17 protein-coding genes are annotated in these 14,234 nt (G+C 62.5%); 7 read left to right on the forward strand and 10 right to left on the reverse strand.

The window, feature by feature from the left end; all coding sequences use genetic code 11:
* Positions 1–47 precede the first annotated feature (47 nt).
* Both HMPREF9695_RS16565 and HMPREF9695_RS16570 read right to left on the reverse strand, forming a co-directional pair.
* Positions 48–788 carry a ribonuclease T2 family protein gene (locus HMPREF9695_RS16565; protein WP_006022028.1) on the reverse strand — a complete coding sequence of 247 codons (741 nt, stop codon included), beginning with the start codon at positions 786–788 and terminating at the stop codon, positions 48–50.
* A 156-nt stretch (positions 789–944) separates the two neighbouring features.
* Positions 945–1,415 carry a hypothetical protein gene (locus tag HMPREF9695_RS16570; RefSeq protein WP_006022029.1) on the reverse strand — a complete coding sequence of 157 codons (471 nt, stop codon included), beginning with the start codon at positions 1,413–1,415 and terminating at the stop codon, positions 945–947.
* Between the two features lie 177 nt (positions 1,416–1,592).
* Between HMPREF9695_RS16570 and HMPREF9695_RS16575 the strand changes: the two genes are divergently transcribed.
* Both HMPREF9695_RS16575 and HMPREF9695_RS16580 read left to right on the forward strand, forming a co-directional pair.
* Positions 1,593–1,901, forward strand: a complete 309-nt coding sequence (locus HMPREF9695_RS16575; RefSeq protein ID WP_006022030.1) for a hypothetical protein — start codon at positions 1,593–1,595, stop codon at positions 1,899–1,901.
* 175 nt (positions 1,902–2,076) lie between these two features.
* On the forward strand, positions 2,077–2,451 hold the full coding sequence (locus HMPREF9695_RS16580; RefSeq protein ID WP_006022031.1) for a DUF3617 domain-containing protein: 375 nt from the start codon (positions 2,077–2,079) through the stop codon (positions 2,449–2,451).
* A 165-nt stretch (positions 2,452–2,616) separates the two neighbouring features.
* On the opposite strand, the gene HMPREF9695_RS16585 is transcribed toward HMPREF9695_RS16580, so the two are convergent.
* The 7 genes from HMPREF9695_RS16585 to HMPREF9695_RS16615 all read right to left on the reverse strand — a co-directional run bounded on the left by HMPREF9695_RS16585 (position 2,617) and on the right by HMPREF9695_RS16615 (position 7,944).
* Positions 2,617–2,832 (reverse strand): hypothetical protein, encoded by a 216-nt coding sequence (locus HMPREF9695_RS16585; protein WP_006022032.1) that lies wholly within the window; start codon positions 2,830–2,832, stop codon positions 2,617–2,619.
* 99 nt (positions 2,833–2,931) lie between these two features.
* Positions 2,932–3,327 carry a thioesterase family protein gene (locus tag HMPREF9695_RS16590; RefSeq protein ID WP_006022033.1) on the reverse strand — a complete coding sequence of 132 codons (396 nt, stop codon included), beginning with the start codon at positions 3,325–3,327 and terminating at the stop codon, positions 2,932–2,934.
* A 7-nt stretch (positions 3,328–3,334) separates the two neighbouring features.
* Positions 3,335–3,562, reverse strand: coding sequence for a tautomerase family protein (locus HMPREF9695_RS16595; RefSeq protein WP_275451135.1), 228 nt, complete (start codon positions 3,560–3,562; stop codon positions 3,335–3,337).
* Between the two features lie 6 nt (positions 3,563–3,568).
* Positions 3,569–3,979 (reverse strand): DUF2000 family protein, encoded by a 411-nt coding sequence (locus HMPREF9695_RS16600; protein ID WP_006022035.1) that lies wholly within the window; start codon positions 3,977–3,979, stop codon positions 3,569–3,571.
* A gap of 19 nt (positions 3,980–3,998) precedes the next feature.
* Positions 3,999–5,624: a histidine--tRNA ligase gene (locus HMPREF9695_RS16605; RefSeq protein WP_006022036.1), complete on the reverse strand. Its 1,626-nt coding sequence runs from the start codon at positions 5,622–5,624 to the stop codon at positions 3,999–4,001.
* A 207-nt stretch (positions 5,625–5,831) separates the two neighbouring features.
* Entirely contained in the window at positions 5,832–7,481 is a 1,650-nt protein-coding gene (locus HMPREF9695_RS16610; RefSeq protein WP_006022037.1) for a TadG family pilus assembly protein, read from the reverse strand.
* 25 nt (positions 7,482–7,506) lie between these two features.
* On the reverse strand, positions 7,507–7,944 hold the full coding sequence (locus HMPREF9695_RS16615) for a TadE/TadG family type IV pilus assembly protein (protein WP_041712847.1): 438 nt from the start codon (positions 7,942–7,944) through the stop codon (positions 7,507–7,509).
* A gap of 195 nt (positions 7,945–8,139) precedes the next feature.
* On the opposite strand from HMPREF9695_RS16615, the gene aptA reads away from it, so the two are divergent.
* The 4 genes from aptA to HMPREF9695_RS16635 all read left to right on the forward strand — a co-directional run bounded on the left by aptA (position 8,140) and on the right by HMPREF9695_RS16635 (position 12,462).
* The gene (gene aptA / locus HMPREF9695_RS16620) at positions 8,140–9,483 is read left to right on the forward strand and encodes an omega-aminotransferase AptA (RefSeq protein WP_024919966.1); all 1,344 of its coding nucleotides are present in this window, start codon (positions 8,140–8,142) and stop codon (positions 9,481–9,483) included.
* 121 nt (positions 9,484–9,604) lie between these two features.
* Complete coding sequence (locus tag HMPREF9695_RS16625) at positions 9,605–11,056, forward strand: EAL domain-containing protein (protein WP_006022040.1); 1,452 nt, start codon at positions 9,605–9,607, stop codon at positions 11,054–11,056.
* A 32-nt stretch (positions 11,057–11,088) separates the two neighbouring features.
* Positions 11,089–11,964 (forward strand): TIGR01459 family HAD-type hydrolase, encoded by an 876-nt coding sequence (locus HMPREF9695_RS16630; protein WP_006022041.1) that lies wholly within the window; start codon positions 11,089–11,091, stop codon positions 11,962–11,964.
* A 51-nt stretch (positions 11,965–12,015) separates the two neighbouring features.
* Complete coding sequence (locus tag HMPREF9695_RS16635) at positions 12,016–12,462, forward strand: DMT family transporter (protein ID WP_006022042.1); 447 nt, start codon at positions 12,016–12,018, stop codon at positions 12,460–12,462.
* 76 nt (positions 12,463–12,538) lie between these two features.
* Here HMPREF9695_RS16635 and HMPREF9695_RS16640 read toward each other — a convergent pair whose 3' ends face one another.
* A complete protein-coding gene (locus HMPREF9695_RS16640; protein WP_006022043.1) occupies positions 12,539–12,934 on the reverse strand; it encodes a response regulator in 396 nt (131 codons plus the stop codon).
* Between the two features lie 236 nt (positions 12,935–13,170).
* Between HMPREF9695_RS16640 and HMPREF9695_RS16645 the strand changes: the two genes are divergently transcribed.
* A complete protein-coding gene (locus HMPREF9695_RS16645) occupies positions 13,171–14,145 on the forward strand; it encodes a bifunctional riboflavin kinase/FAD synthetase (RefSeq protein WP_041712577.1) in 975 nt (324 codons plus the stop codon).
* Positions 14,146–14,234 lie beyond the last annotated feature (89 nt).

A 14,234-nucleotide genomic window follows, 5' to 3' on the forward strand; every position in this document is an offset into this window, starting at 1 on the left:
TCGAGGCCTCCGCTACGCTTTGGCAACTCAGGGTGACGGGGCAGAAACTATCCTCCGCGAACCGGCGGCATCGCGACCTTGTCGCGGCGGCAGGACCGGCGGTCGATTTCCTCGCAGGCGCGGAACTGCAAATCCTTGCTCATGCAGATGCGCACCTCGCTGAGGCGTTTGCTGTCGCACTGCACGGCAATCGCCGAACTCGACAGACCGGGATTGGCCTTGATGAAGGCGTCCTCGATTTCGCCGGGCGTCACCAGTTTGGTGTCAGACAATTCGAGATAATCGGCGGGAATCTTCACCGCCGCGCGGGCCTTGCGGATGGTCTCGAAATAGGCGCGCGCGCCCAGCCCCGAACAGGTGCCGTGCTTGTCCCATTCGTTGTAGATCAAGCCCGGCGCCGGCATCAGATCGAGCATCGAGGTCATGACGTTGCGATCCAGCCGCGGCGAGGGCCGCTGGCAGTAGTTCGGAAAGCCGCGATCGTATTGAGGCCACAGCCCGTGCACGACGAAGGAAAACGGACGGCCGGCGCACTGGGCCTGGATGCCCCGTCCGGAATTGCCGCGTTCGTGCGCGGCCTGGCAGAACGACGGCGACCACGACAGCGACAGCACATAGAAATCGAATTCGCCGGGTGCGTTCTGGCGCTTGTCCTGCGCCGACGCTGAACCCGCGGCCATGCCGGCCATCGCAAGGCCGAGCAGCGGAGCGATCAGCCAGCGATACGAACGAAGACAAAAGCCAGACGAAAAAGCAGCAGCCGACGAACCGGACCTGAAACCGAACATGGCAACGCCCCCCAACTCTCTCCGCATCCTCCGGGCAGATCGGATGTGCGGATAACCCTGCTCAAAGCCTAGTCAGGCCAAAAGAACATTTCAAGAACAAAATCGCCCCGTCCACTGATCGGACGAGGCGGCTGGCGATGAGATGATTCGCGAGGCTTACGGACGCGCGGCCTTGCAGGACGGGTTGTAAGCCCAATTGCGGTCGAGGCCGACCACGCACCATTCGACACCTGAGTCGAATCCGGCGAAGCCGCCGTCCTCGATGACCGAGAAGTGCACCTGCCGCGCGCGGCCGTCGTTCAGCATGGCGCTGGCGGTGCAGAAACGGCGTGGAATGCTGTCATTCGCCCAGGCCCGGAAGGCGACCTCATGAACATTGGCAAAACCGGTGATTTCGAGGGCGGAATTCCAGAACTTGCCCTCTTTTTCGGCGAACTGCTGGGTAATGGTGCCAAGCACCTCGTTGCAGGGACGCATGGCGCCGTCGTAACGCGGGCCGGAGAGCCAGAAATTCCGCTCCAGCACATTGGCCGCCTCGGCCGCCGGGCTGAGCGTCATCAGGCCAGCCACGGTACCAAGCGCCAGGGCAACAGTCAGTTTGCGAAGTGTCGAGAAAAGGTCGCGCATGGGAGCGGTCCGCCGGAATCCGGGATGAGGTTGTGCCGGAAGGTGCCGCGAAGCCATCAGCCGGTCAAGTGCAGCGCGGCAACACTTGGCCGCCAACCCCTGGCGAACCACACGGGCATTCTTTCCATGACAGCCCGGCCGCCTTATGGTGAGGACGAGATTCCATGGGAGACGACGATGCGGATAACAGGCAAGGCGATTCTGGCGACGGTCTTCGGAGCGCTCATGAGCGCACAAGCCAGCGCCGCCTGGTTCGACATCGACACGGTGCCACCTTTCAAGGGCAACGACACCGGCGGCATCATCGCCTACTCGCTCTACAAGGAAGGCGCGGACGTCAAGGCGATGGCCCTCAATCACTGCGCCAGCTACGGCAAGTCGGTGAAGCTGACCGGCGTCGACGCCCAGTACGGCGGCTACATTTCCTTCTCCTGCGTCTGGGTCCATCCGGGTCATCTCAGCCGGCCGCTGCGCGTCGGCTACTAAGCTCCGTTCAGGAGACCGCCCATGATGCGAGTGCTTCCGCTCTTTCGTGTCATGGCACTGGCGATTGTGAGCGGCGGACTCACCGCTCTTCCGGCGCTGGCCGACCCCGTTGAAATGCCGAGCCGCAAGCCAGGGCTCTGGGAACTGAAGCTGGACAAGGCCGGCCGCCCAGACCATGCAGCAATGCACCGACGCCACCACCGAGAAAGAGATGGCGGCGACCTTCGGCCCGGTGGCCAAGGAGATGTGCTCCAGGCACGAGATGGCGAAAACCGCGACCGGCCTGGTCGTCGATTCGACCTGCAAGATCGGCAACATGACGTCCGTCTCGCACACCGAGTTCAACGGCGACTTCAACTCGGCCTACACGGTGACGACCACATCGAAGAACAGCGGCGGTCCGGCGGGCATGCCGGCCGAGACCACCAACGTCCTCGAAGCGAAATGGATCGGCGCCTGCAAGGCGGATCAGAAGCCCGGCGATATCCTGATGCCCGGCGGCATGAAGATGAACATCAGGGACATGAAGGCGATGCGGCCGAAGCAGTGATTGCGTCAGGCCTTCTCTAAGCACGTCGTCCCCGCGAAAGCGGAGACCCATACTCCCTGTCGTCAAATTTTATAAGAGACGCTGCCGTCTGCGTCTCATCGGATGGCTCGGTGGTTATGGATCCCCGTTTTCGCGGGGATGACGACCGAGGGTGTGTGGATTTCGTTACTTCCCGATCTTCCAGGGATCGTACTTCTCTTTCGAATCCGGAACGTTCTTCATCGCGGCCTTGGCGGCGGCTTCTTCGCGCGCCATCCGCTTCTGCGGATCCTCGCCCTTGGCCTGAGTTCCGCCGCTCGTATCGGGGCGGCTCCTGCCCTGCGCATGGGCCTGCCCGGCGAGCAGCATCACAGCCGCGGCGGCAATCAATACGAGTCTCATCGGACGTCTCCGTTGGGGCGAACCGCCGGAAACCTAGCCCCGTTCAAGGCTTCAGAACAATCAGAAATGCTCAAGATTCGGAGAGCCGCATGCGCCGGATCAGTTGACGCCGAACCGCTTTTCGAAAGCCGCGACATTGATCACACCGCGCCGATGGGTGCCGTCGCCGATCTTGCGGGAACCGTCCCACGCTTCCACGTCGAACAGGACGCTCTTCGGATCGATCTGCCGGACACGCGACGACACGCGCACGGTGCGTCCGACCGGCGTCGCCGCCAGATGCCGGACGTTCACCTCCATGCCGACGCTGACATAGCCTTCCGGCAGCAGGCCGGCGATGGAGGCGGTGCAGGCCTCCTCCATGTGCAGGATCATGACCGGGGTCGCATAGACCGGCGGCATGGTCGCGAGGAAATGCTGCACCGTCATGTCATGCGTCACGGTGACGACCGTTTCGCCGGTAATGCCGACGGCGACTTTTTCAAGCACGTTCATGTTCGGGCTACTTCGCTGCCGCCTTGCGCTCGAGGAAGGTCTTGCCGCCCTTCATCTTGTGGGTCAACGGCGCTTCGTTGATCTGCACCGTCACGGCCTCCGCATCCACGCCGAGGTTCTTCACCAGAGCCTGGGTGATGTCGAGCATCATGCCCTTCTTCTGTTCATCGGTTCGGCCCGCGGCCATGTTCACGGTTACCTCTGGCATGTTCGTTTCCCTTTTTCTTTGCGACAGAAATTGTCAGGCGTGAAACTTCAATCCATCGACGATCTTGTCAACCACCTTGCGCTCGGCGCGGAACGCCAGCCCGACCAGATTGAGGTCGGCGCGGATGACCGCCTGCACCGCGGCGCGGTTGGCTTCGTCATGCGTGGTCTTGAACATGTCCTCGGTATAGACGGCGGGTTTCACATCGCGCGCCAGCGCCCGTTCGAGCGCACGCGACATCGCCGGCCGGTCCGCGCCATAGATCAGGATCGGCTGACCGATCAGCGCATGATAGCGCGTGCCGGACTTGTCCCCGTATGGCTCGCCGACACATTCGGGAAACGCCGCCGCGATGCCGCTGGCGAGGAACGCCGCAACATTCAGCTTCTGCCAGGTTTCCAGATCGGAGCGGATGACGAGGGCAACCTTGGTGTCGAACTGCATGCGCGACCGTTATTGTTTTTTATTCGTTGGCCCAAGGCACATTGTGGCGCGCGAGAACTTCGCGCACTTTTTCGACAAGCTCGCTTTCCTTGCAGGCGATCTGCGCTTGCGTCTGCTTCTGCAAATAATCGTCGCGATTGCCGGTGTCTCCGGCGAGCTCAGCGCCGATAATCAGATCCTTGATCTGAACCTCGCCCTTCGCCTTCTCGTCGCCGCCCTGAATGACGACACAAGGCGAGTTGCGCCGGTCGGCATATTTGAACTGCACGCCGAGATTGTTCTTCGGATTGCCGAGATAGAGTTCGGCGCGAATTCCCGCATTGCGCAACGTGGCGACGAACTTTTGATACTGCGCAATCTCGTTGCGGTCCATCACCACCACGACAACCGGACCGAACTCGGGAGTCGTATCGATCTTGCCGAGCAGCGTCAGCGCGGCCTGCAAGCGCGACACACCGATGGAGAACCCGGTCGCCGGCACCGGCTCGCCGCGAAAGCGCGAGACGAGTCCGTCATAGCGCCCGCCGCCGCCGACCGAGCCGAAGCGCACCGGACGCCCCTTCTCGTCTTTGGTATCGAGCAGCAGTTCAACCTCGTAGACCGGGCCGGTGTAATATTCGAGGCCGCGAACGACGGAGGGATCGATCTGTACACGCCCGTCGTCATATCCAGAAGCAACCAATAGGCTTGCAATCTGACGAAGCTCTTGAACGCCATCTTCAAAAATTGGAACTGTCGCCCCCAATCTTTTGCGCACAAGGTCCAACGTCTCGAAAACGCTTTCAAACGTTACCTTGCGGTGCCATTCGCTACCATCACCAGATGGAAAAGTAAGCGTGTCGAAAGGGCGAGCCGTCTTATCACCTACGGTCGCCGGACTCGTAAACACGGCACTAACGTTGAATATTGAAAGAACTAGCTCGATTGCTGCCTCATCGAGACCTGCACCTTTCGTGAAATCTCCACTTTCGTCTTTCCGGCCTGCCCCTAGCAGAAGACGGACGCCTTCAATCCCAAACTTGTCGAACTTGTCCATCGCTCTCAGTACGGTCAGCTTACGACCTGCCTCATCGTCGCCGAGGCCTACGTTCGAGAGAATCCCGTCGAGCAACTTTCGATTGTTTATTCGAACAACGAACTGATTAGCCGGAATGCCGAGCGCCTCCATCGTGTCCGCCGCCATCATACACATCTCGGCGTCGGCGGCAGGCGATGCGCTGCCGACCGTGTCAGCATCGAACTGCATGAACTGGCGGAAGCGGCCGGGTCCGGGCTTCTCGTTGCGGTAGACATAGCCGTTGCGATAGGAGCGATAGGGCTTGGGCAGCGTGTCGAAATTTTCCGCGACATAGCGCGCCAGCGGCGCGGTCAGGTCGTAGCGCAGCGAGATCCACTGCTCATCATCGTCCTGAAACGAGAACACGCCCTCGTTGGGCCGGTCCTGATCGGGCAGGAACTTGCCGAGCGCGTCGGTGTATTCCATCGCCGGTGTTTCCACCGGCTCGAAACCGTAGCGCTCATAGACCTCGCGGATCGTCTCCACCATCTGCCGCGTGGCAGCGATCTCGGCGGGCGTGCGATCCACAAGGCCGCGCGGCAGGCGCGCGCGCAGTTTCTGGGGCTTTTTGGGTTTTTTGTCGGACATGGAACGAAGCGGCCTATGCAGCACAACTGGCATTATTTGCGTGTTGTGGACTATCAGCCGAAGCATCAAGCGGCAAGTCTACGAGGCCGTCATACGCGGGCTTGACCCGCGTATCCATCACTCAAGAAAGATGGATGGCCGGGTCAAGCCCGGCCATGACATTTCATTGTGTTGTCCTCCCCGTAAGAACGGGGAGAGGGGGATCAGCTAATTCACCAGCACCGCGCCGTCGCAGCGCACGCCGGTAACCCAGACGTCGGCCTGGCCGAGACCCACGCCCAATGCCTGCAACACCGAATTGAGCAGCGTATCGATCGAGCCGGTCGCGCCGCCGATGATGCCGGCAACCAGCGCGCCGATGCCGGGGATCGGCAGGCCGAGCGGTCCGAGCTGCACGCCGAGTTGCAGATCGCCCAGAAGGCTCGACGTCAGCGACGAGGTGAACGACATCGTGTTCACGGTCTTCTTGGTCTGCGCCTGAATGTCGGCGTAGCTGAATGTCACGCTGGTCGGCGCCGTATTCGCCATGGTCGCATGCGCCCGGCCCGTCACCTGGATCGCGCCCAAGTTTACGATGTTGACCGCGGGCGGATTCGGCGCGGTGGAGAAATTCATCATCATCGCGGAGGTCACATCGCCGATCCATGCATCGACGATGCCGGGCGAGACGCCGAGCGTCACCGTCGAGGTGCTGACGTTGGGATACCCGCACGAAATGGCGTTGAGCGTCGCGGTGCCCGCCGCGATCTCGACATAGACCGGAAGGTTGACCACCGACACCGCGCCCGAACCGACAAGCTGGATCTTCAGCAGCACGCGCGTCTGCGCCGTGTGCACGCTCGCGCCCAGCGACCCCACGGTGATCCAGCTTGTTCCCACCGGCCGCTCGCCGACGGTGGCCTGCAATGTGACACCCGCGATGCCCGGCAGCGACAGGTTCACATTCGCCGCGATCTGGTTGGTGCCCTTGGCCAGCGCCGCCATGGCCGAAAGCAGATCCAGCGCCGACACGCTCGCGCCAACCTTCGGCTTCTGCCCGACGGTGAGATCGGAATACGGTCCGACGCTGATCAGCGACTTCGGCGTGATGCGGGTGGTGAGGCTTGAGATCGCCGACGACAGGCTGGAGAGCGCTGCGATCGCGCCGCTGTTGCCGGCCGCGGCGGTTTGCAGCGCCGCCACGATGTCGGTCACCTTCAGGTTGCTGTTCAGCAGCGTGTCATAGCTCACACCGGTCAGGTTGACCCGCGTCGCCAGTGCCCCGAGAAAATCGAATGCGTCGATCTTCGCGCCCAGCAGCGCATTGTAGTCCATCGCCGACAGCGACAGCGTGGTCCCGAGCATGCCGCCCAGCAGCGAATTCAGCAGCCCGCCGTTGAGCGACACCAGCCGCGAGCCGATCGCGAAGCTCGCGAGCCGCGTGGTGCTGGCGATCGCGGTCGCCTTGAGATTCCACTGGCTGTCGCCGGTCAGCACCTTGCCGAAATACAGCGGTGTCATGGTCTGCATGGTGACGCGCACCGCGTTGGCGGGTGTGGCGGCCGCCACGAAGCGCTGCTGCGGCGTCAGGGACGCATTCGCCGTGTAAACACCGGGTTCGACAGCCACGAGCGACTCCGGTGGATAGTTGTTCTTGGCGACTGTCGCCGCAGCAGCGCGGGACGCATTGGAAAGGTCGCTCGCGGCGACAAGCGCCGCGAGGTCGGTGGCGCTCTGGGTCCGCCGCTTGTCGGCGAAGATGGCGCCGACATCGACGCCGAGCGCCGCACAGGCGATCACGAGCAGCAGGCTTGCCGCACCCATGATCGCGATGTTGCCGCGGTCGTCGGCGGCGAAACGCCGGAGCAAATTGCGCATCACAACCTCCCTGAACTTTTCTTGTTCAATATCCTCCGCGCGGAATCGCCGCGGAGCGCACGATGGAAGGCGACGGCATCGGCACGAATGCCGGGAGCGAATAGATGAACATGCCGGAGGCGTCGTAATTGACGGAGACGACGAAGACGTTGGCATCGGAGCCTGACGTCGCGGCGTTGACGGTAAGCTTTGCCGGATCGATCAGAGGGTAGGTATTGACGTTGCCGGTGACGTAGTTGTTGGCGAGCGTGCTGCGCTCACTTTCACTCAGTCCAGCGACCGAGGATCGTGCGGCTTCCGCAGCCAGTTGCTGCACGCCGTGGACCACTGCGAGATACGAGCCGTACATGATGATGCCGAACACCATCATCAGGAAGATCGGCGCGATCATCGCAAATTCGACGGCGATGGCGCCGTCCTGCGCGGCGCGAAATTTCTGGAGCAGTGTGCGAGCCTGTTTCATGACAGGCATTCGCGCATACAACCTTTAAGGGCAAGCTAATTCATTACACTACTAATGGTAGTAGTATTATCCGACTGCAGTCCGTGCCTTCACTTACGGGCGACTATGCGCCGCGATGCGTTCCGAATGACCCCGGAAACTGATAGGCTCGCTGCCTAAGAAGAAAAATTTGCTCCTTGCCGGAAGGAACGACCTTTGAATATTCAGCACCCTCGCCCGACTGTCGCGACGCCAAACGATCTTGACGCCTTCTGGATGCCGTTCACGGCCAACCGGGCGTTCAAGGCGAGGCCGCGCATGCTCGCCGGCGCCAAGGACATGCACTACTTCACCGCCGACGGCCGCAGCATCCTAGACGGTGCCGCCGGCATGTGGTGCAGCAACGCCGGCCATAACCGCGATCCGATCGTTGACGCAATCCAGAAGCAGGCCGCGACCCTCGACTACGCGCCGCCGTTCCAGTTCGGCCATCCGAAAGCCTTCGAGCTTGCCAGCCGCATCGCTGCGCTGGCGCCGAAGGGGCTCGAGCATGTGTTTTTCTGCAACTCCGGTTCGGAAGCGGTCGATACCGCGCTGAAGGTGGCGCTGGCCTATCACAACGGCCGCGGCGAGGCCGGACGCACCCGGCTGATCGGCCGCGAGCGCGGCTATCACGGCGTCGGCTTCGGCGGTATTTCCGTCGGCGGCATGGTCAACAACCGCAAGATGTTCGGCACGTTGCTGACCGGCGTCGATCACCTGCCGACCACCTATGACCGCGAAAAGCAGGCCTTCACCAAGGGCGAGCCGGAATATGGCGCGCATTTCGCCGATGAGCTCGAACGCATCGTCGGCATCCATGGCCCCGGCACCATCGCCGCCGTGATCGTCGAGCCGATGGCTGGCTCCACCGGCGTGCTGGCAACGCCGAAGGGTTATCTGCAAAAGCTCCGCGCGATCTGCGACAAGCACGGCATCCTGCTGATCTTCGACGAAGTTATCACCGGCTATGGCCGCCTCGGCTATGCCTTCGCGGCGGAACGCTACGGCGTGCTGCCGGACATGATCACCTTCGCCAAGGGCGTTACCAACGGCGCCGTGCCGATGGGCGGCGTCCTGATCCGCGACGAGATCCATGATTCCTTCATGAAGGGCCCGGAACACGTCATCGAGCTGTTCCACGGCTACACCTACTCGGCCCATCCGCTGGCCTGCGCGGCCGGTCTCGCCACCCTCGACATCTATCGCGAGGAGGGCCTGTTCGAGCGCGCCCGGGCGATGGAACCGAAATGGGCCGACGCCGTGATGGCGCTGCGCAACGAGCCGAACGTGGTGGACATCCGCACCGTCGGCATCACCGCCGGCATCGATCTCGCGCCCAACAAGGACGGCCCCGGCAAGCGCGGCTTCGAGGCGCTGGACTCGGCGTTCCATGACCACGAGCTGATGATGCGCGTGGCCGGCGATACCCTCTGCCTGACCCCGCCCCTGATCATCTCGGAAAGCCAGGTCGGCGAGATCATGGACAAGATCGCCAAGGTGATCCGCGCGGTCGCCTGACCTCATCCGCCTCTCCCCGCAAGCGGGGAGAGGCGTGCCTTAATTCAATCGGAAAACAACAACTTCGCGCCGAATCAAACTTGATGCTAAGCTCGCTCCGGTTCGGGGTTGGGCAGGCTTCATGATCCGCATTTCGACGATTTTCATCGCCATCTGCATGGTGCTGATCGCAGCGTCGCTTGGCCTGATGCTGTATTCGCTGGCAGGGCTGAGCGTCTCCGAGTCCGCTATCGTCGCGCTGACCGCGCTGACCTTTCTGATCCTCTACAACGCCGTGTCGATGCGCCTGCGCGATCGCACCGATGTCGGCGGCCAGATCGCGGATCTGTCGCGCGGCACCGCGGATCTCGCGCGCCAGGTTGCAGAGTTCGGCCGCCGCATGAGCGCCATCGAGACCCGCCTGTCGGCGATCGACGCGAGCGGGCAGGAGCGCGTTCAGACCGTCGCCAGCGAAATCAGCGAACTGGGATCGCTCGTCAAGCAACTGGCGTCCTCAGTCGCCGCCCATGATGATCTTCTCGCAAACGCCGTCAGCACACTGGCCGAGCAGCAGGCTGCCGAACCGTCGAACATTGCGGCGCCCGAGGCAAATCCAGCGGCGCCGGCAACCAGCGCCAGCACGCCTGCCCCCGCCAAGACGGCTGGCGCACAGCCTGCATCCTCCAACCTCAACAATACCCAGCTTCTCGTGGCGGTGAGAAACGCCATCGAGGCGAACCGCGTCGATCTGTTTCTCCAGCCGATGGTAACGCTGCCCCAGCGCAAGGTGCGGTACTACGAAGCCGTCGCACGTGTGCGCGACGACAAGGACCAGTTGCTGACCGCAAACGATTTCGTCGGCACAGCGGAAGCCGCCGGCCTCATGGGCCAGATCGATCACACCGTGATGCTTCGCTGCGTGCAGGTGCTGCGGCGGCTGATGGTGCGCTCGAAGGACGTCGGCGTGTTCTGCAACGTCTCGGGGACGACGCTGAGCAACCCCTCGGTGTTCGGACAGTGCCTCGACTTTCTTGAAGCCAACCGCATTCTCGCGCCGTCGCTGGTTCTCGAATTCAAGCAGAGCACGTTCCGCCATCTCGGTCCGGTAGAGAGCGAGCATCTGGCAACACTGCAACGGCTCGGCTACGGCTTCTCGATCGACAACGTCACCGACCTGCGGCTCGATCCGCGTGAACTCGCCGACCGCGGCGTCAAGTTCATCAAGGTGCCGGCGGCGATGCTGCTCGACCAGAAGCAACTGTCCTCCGCCGACATTCACGCCGCCGACCTGTCTGATCTGCTCGGACGCTTCGGGATCGATCTCGTGGCCGAGCGGATCGAAGGCGAGCGGGCCGTGGTCGATCTGCTCGATTACGACGTCCGCTTCGGCCAGGGCTTCCTGTTCGCGCCGCCGCGTCCGCTGCGGCCCGAGGGCGCAGCTGCGCCAGCGGAACATGCCGCACCTGCGGCTTCCACGGTTGACGCCCAGGTCCGAAAAGAAGAAAACGCCGACGTCAAGTTCGACGCGAGAGCCGAGGCTCCTCGTGTAACCGGCAACGCCGCGCTGGCACGCCGGGCATCGGCGCAGAAATAACCAAAGTCTCCGCAGAGAAGTGATCTTTTTCCATGAAGCTGCCTGACGCCGCTGCGTTGCGATTCGCCGATCATTTGCGCGACCTCACCACCGGCGTCGACGTCATTCTGAGCGACGTCTGGGGCGTCATTCATGACGGCCTCACCGGTTTTGTCCCCGCCTGCGAAGCGCTGCAAACCTTCCGCAAGCAGGGCGGCACGGTGATCATGATCACCAACGCGCCGCGCCCGGCGGATTCCGTGCAGCGCCAGCTCCGCCGGATGAATATCTCCGACGACACCTATGACGCCATCGTGTCGTCGGGCGATCTCACCCGCAGCTTCGTGGCGTCACACCACCAGCAGGCGGTTTTCCAGATCGGGCCGGAGCGCGACAATCCGGTATTTCGCGGGCTCGACGTGACGTTCACGACCATCGAGAACGCCGACTACGTCACCTGCACCGGCCTGTTCGACGACGAGACCGAAACCGCCGAGGATTATCGCGGCGTGCTCGAACAGGCGCGTGCGCGCAATCTCACCTTCGTCTGCGCCAACCCGGACATCGTGGTCGAGCGCGGCGACCGGCTGATCTATTGCGCCGGCGCCATTGCCGAACTGTACCGCGACATGGGCGGCAAAGTGATCTTCTACGGCAAGCCGCACCGGCCGATCTACGACCGCGCGCTTGAGCTGGCCGCGGAGAAGCGCGGCGCATCGACGCCGCTCGATCGCGTGCTCGCCATCGGCGATTCCGTCCGCACCGATCTCAACGGCGCGAATGGAATGGGACTCGATTGCCTGTTCCTGACCCGCGGCATTCATGCCGTGGACTTCGAAGGGCTTGCTGTCGCCGACGAATTCTCGGTGCGGCGGCTGTTCGGCGACGCCAAGCCGCCGTTCGCGCTGATGCGCGACCTGACGTGGTGAAACCGCACGGGCAAGATCGGATGCCCTGCGGTTCGTGATCTGAGGTGCAGCATGATGAAACTGGCTTTCCCGATCTTTCTGACGGTCGCAGCCGGCGCGAGTATCGTGATCCAGCAGGTCCTCAACACCAACCTGCGGACAGCACTCAGCTCCGCGGTGTGGTCCGGTTTTACGAGCTATTTCGTCGGGCTCATCTGCATGGTGGTTCTCGCCGTTGTGTTGCGCGATCCCGTGCCGCAGATTGTGACGGCCGCGCGGATTCCGTGGTGGGCCTGGAGCGGCGGCCTGTTCGGCGCCATCTTCATCGGGCTCGCGATCGTGCTGATACCCACTCTGGGAGCTGCGACGTTCATCGCCCTCCTCGTCACCGGACAGATGCTGGCATCGGTGACATTCGACCACTTCGGCTGGCTGGGGCTCGCGCAGCGCTCGATCGATCTGCCGCGCCTGATCGGCGTCGCAATGCTGATCGGCGGCGTCGTTCTGATCCGGCGATGACGGGCGAGCCGGCGGATAGCAAAATGCCCGGTGCGAACACCGGGCATTGAAATTCTGCGAATGATGGTGCCGCGGCTTACGCCGGCGCGTGATCCGGGAACACCGCCTCGATCTTGGTCTTCAGGGTCGCGGCGTTGAACGGCTTGACGATGTAGTTGTTCACGCCGGCCTTCTTGGCGGCGATGACGTTTTCCGTCTTCGATTCAGCGGTGATCATGATGAAAGGCGTGGTGGCGAGATTCGGATCGCCGCGCACTTCCTTGAGCAGATCGTATCCGGTCATCGGCTCCATGTTCCAGTCGGAGATCACAAGGCCGTACTTCTTGCCGCGCATCTTGCTGAGCGCAGCTGAGCCATCGCTGGCGTCATCGATGTTTTCGAAGCCGAGTTGCTTGAGCAGATTGCGGATAATGCGGATCATCGTGTTGTAGTCGTCCACAACCAGAACCGGCATCGACAAATCCATGGCCATCGCTGTTTTTCTCCCTCGAACGCAGCAACCGGCGTGCGTTATCAACATTTTGCGGGCAGCTTCTGCCACCCGCAGCCGGGGCGAACCTAGCACCGGCGGCTTAAACAGCCCGTTAATCGGACCACATCGGGATTATCTTAAGTTGCGCCGTTAAGGCCTTATTCAGCAGCTTGACTCCGATGGCACGCCGGGGTCAGGTCCGGCCCGATTTCTTCATTGTCTTCCTACCGGTACCCATGACGACAAGCTTTTCCGTCATTCGCGACGCCACTCCAACCAGCGCAATTGTAAAAGGCGCTGTGGTGGCAATGGGCAACTTCGATGGCGTCCATCTCGGCCATCGGGTGGTGATTTCTGCGGCCATCGATATGGCGCGCAAGCTCGGCAAGCCCGCATATGCGGTGACGTTCGAGCCGCATCCGCGCAGTTTTTTCAGCCCCAACACACCGCAGTTCAGGCTGACCGATGAAGCCGCCAAGCTGCGCCTGCTCGCCGGCACCGGGCTCGACGGCGCGGTAGTGATGACGTTCGATGGCGCCCGCGCCGGCACCATGGCACAGGATTTCATTAACCACGATCTCATCGGCCGGCTCGGAATCAGCGGCATCGCCGTCGGTTACGATTTCCATTTCGGCAAGGGCCGCGCGGGCTCGCCGTCACTGCTCGCCAGCGAGATGCCGAAGCTCGGTGTCGAGGTCCACATCCAGGCTCACGTCGATATTCTGGATCGCCCGGTCTCCTCCAGCGCGATCCGCATGGCGCTGGCTGAAGGACAGGTCACCGAGGCGACTGCGATGCTCGGCGCGCCGTGGTTCATTTCGGGCGAGGTCATTCACGGCGAGAAGCGCGGCCGCGATATGGGCTATCCCACCGCCAACATCCGTCTCGACAAGAACTGCGGCCTCAAGCATGGCATCTATGCCGTGCGGGTCGGGATCGGCGACAAGCGCTTCGACGGTGTCGCCTCCTTCGGCCGCCGTCCGACTTTCGACAACGGCGCGCCGCTGCTGGAAATCTTCCTGTTCGACTTCAAGGGCGACCTTTACGGCCAGAAGCTCGACGTCGCGTTCGTCGGTTTTATCCGCGACGAACTGAAGTTCGACGGGATCGACGCCCTGGTGCGCCAGATGGATGACGACAGCGCAAAGGCCCGCGCCCTGCTCGCCGCGGCTCCGGATGCGTTTCCGAAGCTCGGAATTGTCACGAATTGAGCAGCTTGCGGGCCTTTCCGATGCCCCCCATGCCTGCTATCTAGGCGTCATGTTGGCGCAGCGCACCATAATCGGCATTAGCGGCCCGG

This window comes from Afipia broomeae ATCC 49717 (assembly GCF_000314675.2).
Lineage (GTDB): Bacteria > Pseudomonadota > Alphaproteobacteria > Rhizobiales > Xanthobacteraceae > Afipia > Afipia broomeae.

What these genes read in the sequence shown, in the direction of transcription:
- HMPREF9695_RS16615 (WP_041712847.1), bottom strand. Translation starts at nt 7,944, where the DNA reads ATGAAACAGGCTCGCACACTGCTCCAGAAATTTCGCGCCGCGCAGGAC.
- HMPREF9695_RS16590 (WP_006022033.1), bottom strand. Translation starts at nt 3,327, where the DNA reads ATGAACGTGCTTGAAAAAGTCGCCGTCGGCATTACCGGCGAAACGGTC.
- HMPREF9695_RS16640 (WP_006022043.1), bottom strand. Translation starts at nt 12,934, where the DNA reads ATGGCCATGGATTTGTCGATGCCGGTTCTGGTTGTGGACGACTACAAC.
- HMPREF9695_RS16635 (WP_006022042.1), top strand. Translation starts at nt 12,016, where the DNA reads ATGATGAAACTGGCTTTCCCGATCTTTCTGACGGTCGCAGCCGGCGCG.
- HMPREF9695_RS16645 (WP_041712577.1), top strand. Translation starts at nt 13,171, where the DNA reads ATGACGACAAGCTTTTCCGTCATTCGCGACGCCACTCCAACCAGCGCA.
- HMPREF9695_RS16630 (WP_006022041.1), top strand. Translation starts at nt 11,089, where the DNA reads ATGAAGCTGCCTGACGCCGCTGCGTTGCGATTCGCCGATCATTTGCGC.
- HMPREF9695_RS16610 (WP_006022037.1), bottom strand. Translation starts at nt 7,481, where the DNA reads ATGCGCAATTTGCTCCGGCGTTTCGCCGCCGACGACCGCGGCAACATC.
- HMPREF9695_RS16625 (WP_006022040.1), top strand. Translation starts at nt 9,605, where the DNA reads ATGATCCGCATTTCGACGATTTTCATCGCCATCTGCATGGTGCTGATC.
- HMPREF9695_RS16585 (WP_006022032.1), bottom strand. Translation starts at nt 2,832, where the DNA reads ATGAGACTCGTATTGATTGCCGCCGCGGCTGTGATGCTGCTCGCCGGG.
- HMPREF9695_RS16600 (WP_006022035.1), bottom strand. Translation starts at nt 3,979, where the DNA reads ATGCAGTTCGACACCAAGGTTGCCCTCGTCATCCGCTCCGATCTGGAA.
- HMPREF9695_RS16575 (WP_006022030.1), top strand. Translation starts at nt 1,593, where the DNA reads ATGCGGATAACAGGCAAGGCGATTCTGGCGACGGTCTTCGGAGCGCTC.
- HMPREF9695_RS16605 (WP_006022036.1), bottom strand. Translation starts at nt 5,624, where the DNA reads ATGTCCGACAAAAAACCCAAAAAGCCCCAGAAACTGCGCGCGCGCCTG.
- HMPREF9695_RS16565 (WP_006022028.1), bottom strand. Translation starts at nt 788, where the DNA reads ATGTTCGGTTTCAGGTCCGGTTCGTCGGCTGCTGCTTTTTCGTCTGGC.
- HMPREF9695_RS16570 (WP_006022029.1), bottom strand. Translation starts at nt 1,415, where the DNA reads ATGCGCGACCTTTTCTCGACACTTCGCAAACTGACTGTTGCCCTGGCG.
- HMPREF9695_RS16580 (WP_006022031.1), top strand. Translation starts at nt 2,077, where the DNA reads ATGCAGCAATGCACCGACGCCACCACCGAGAAAGAGATGGCGGCGACC.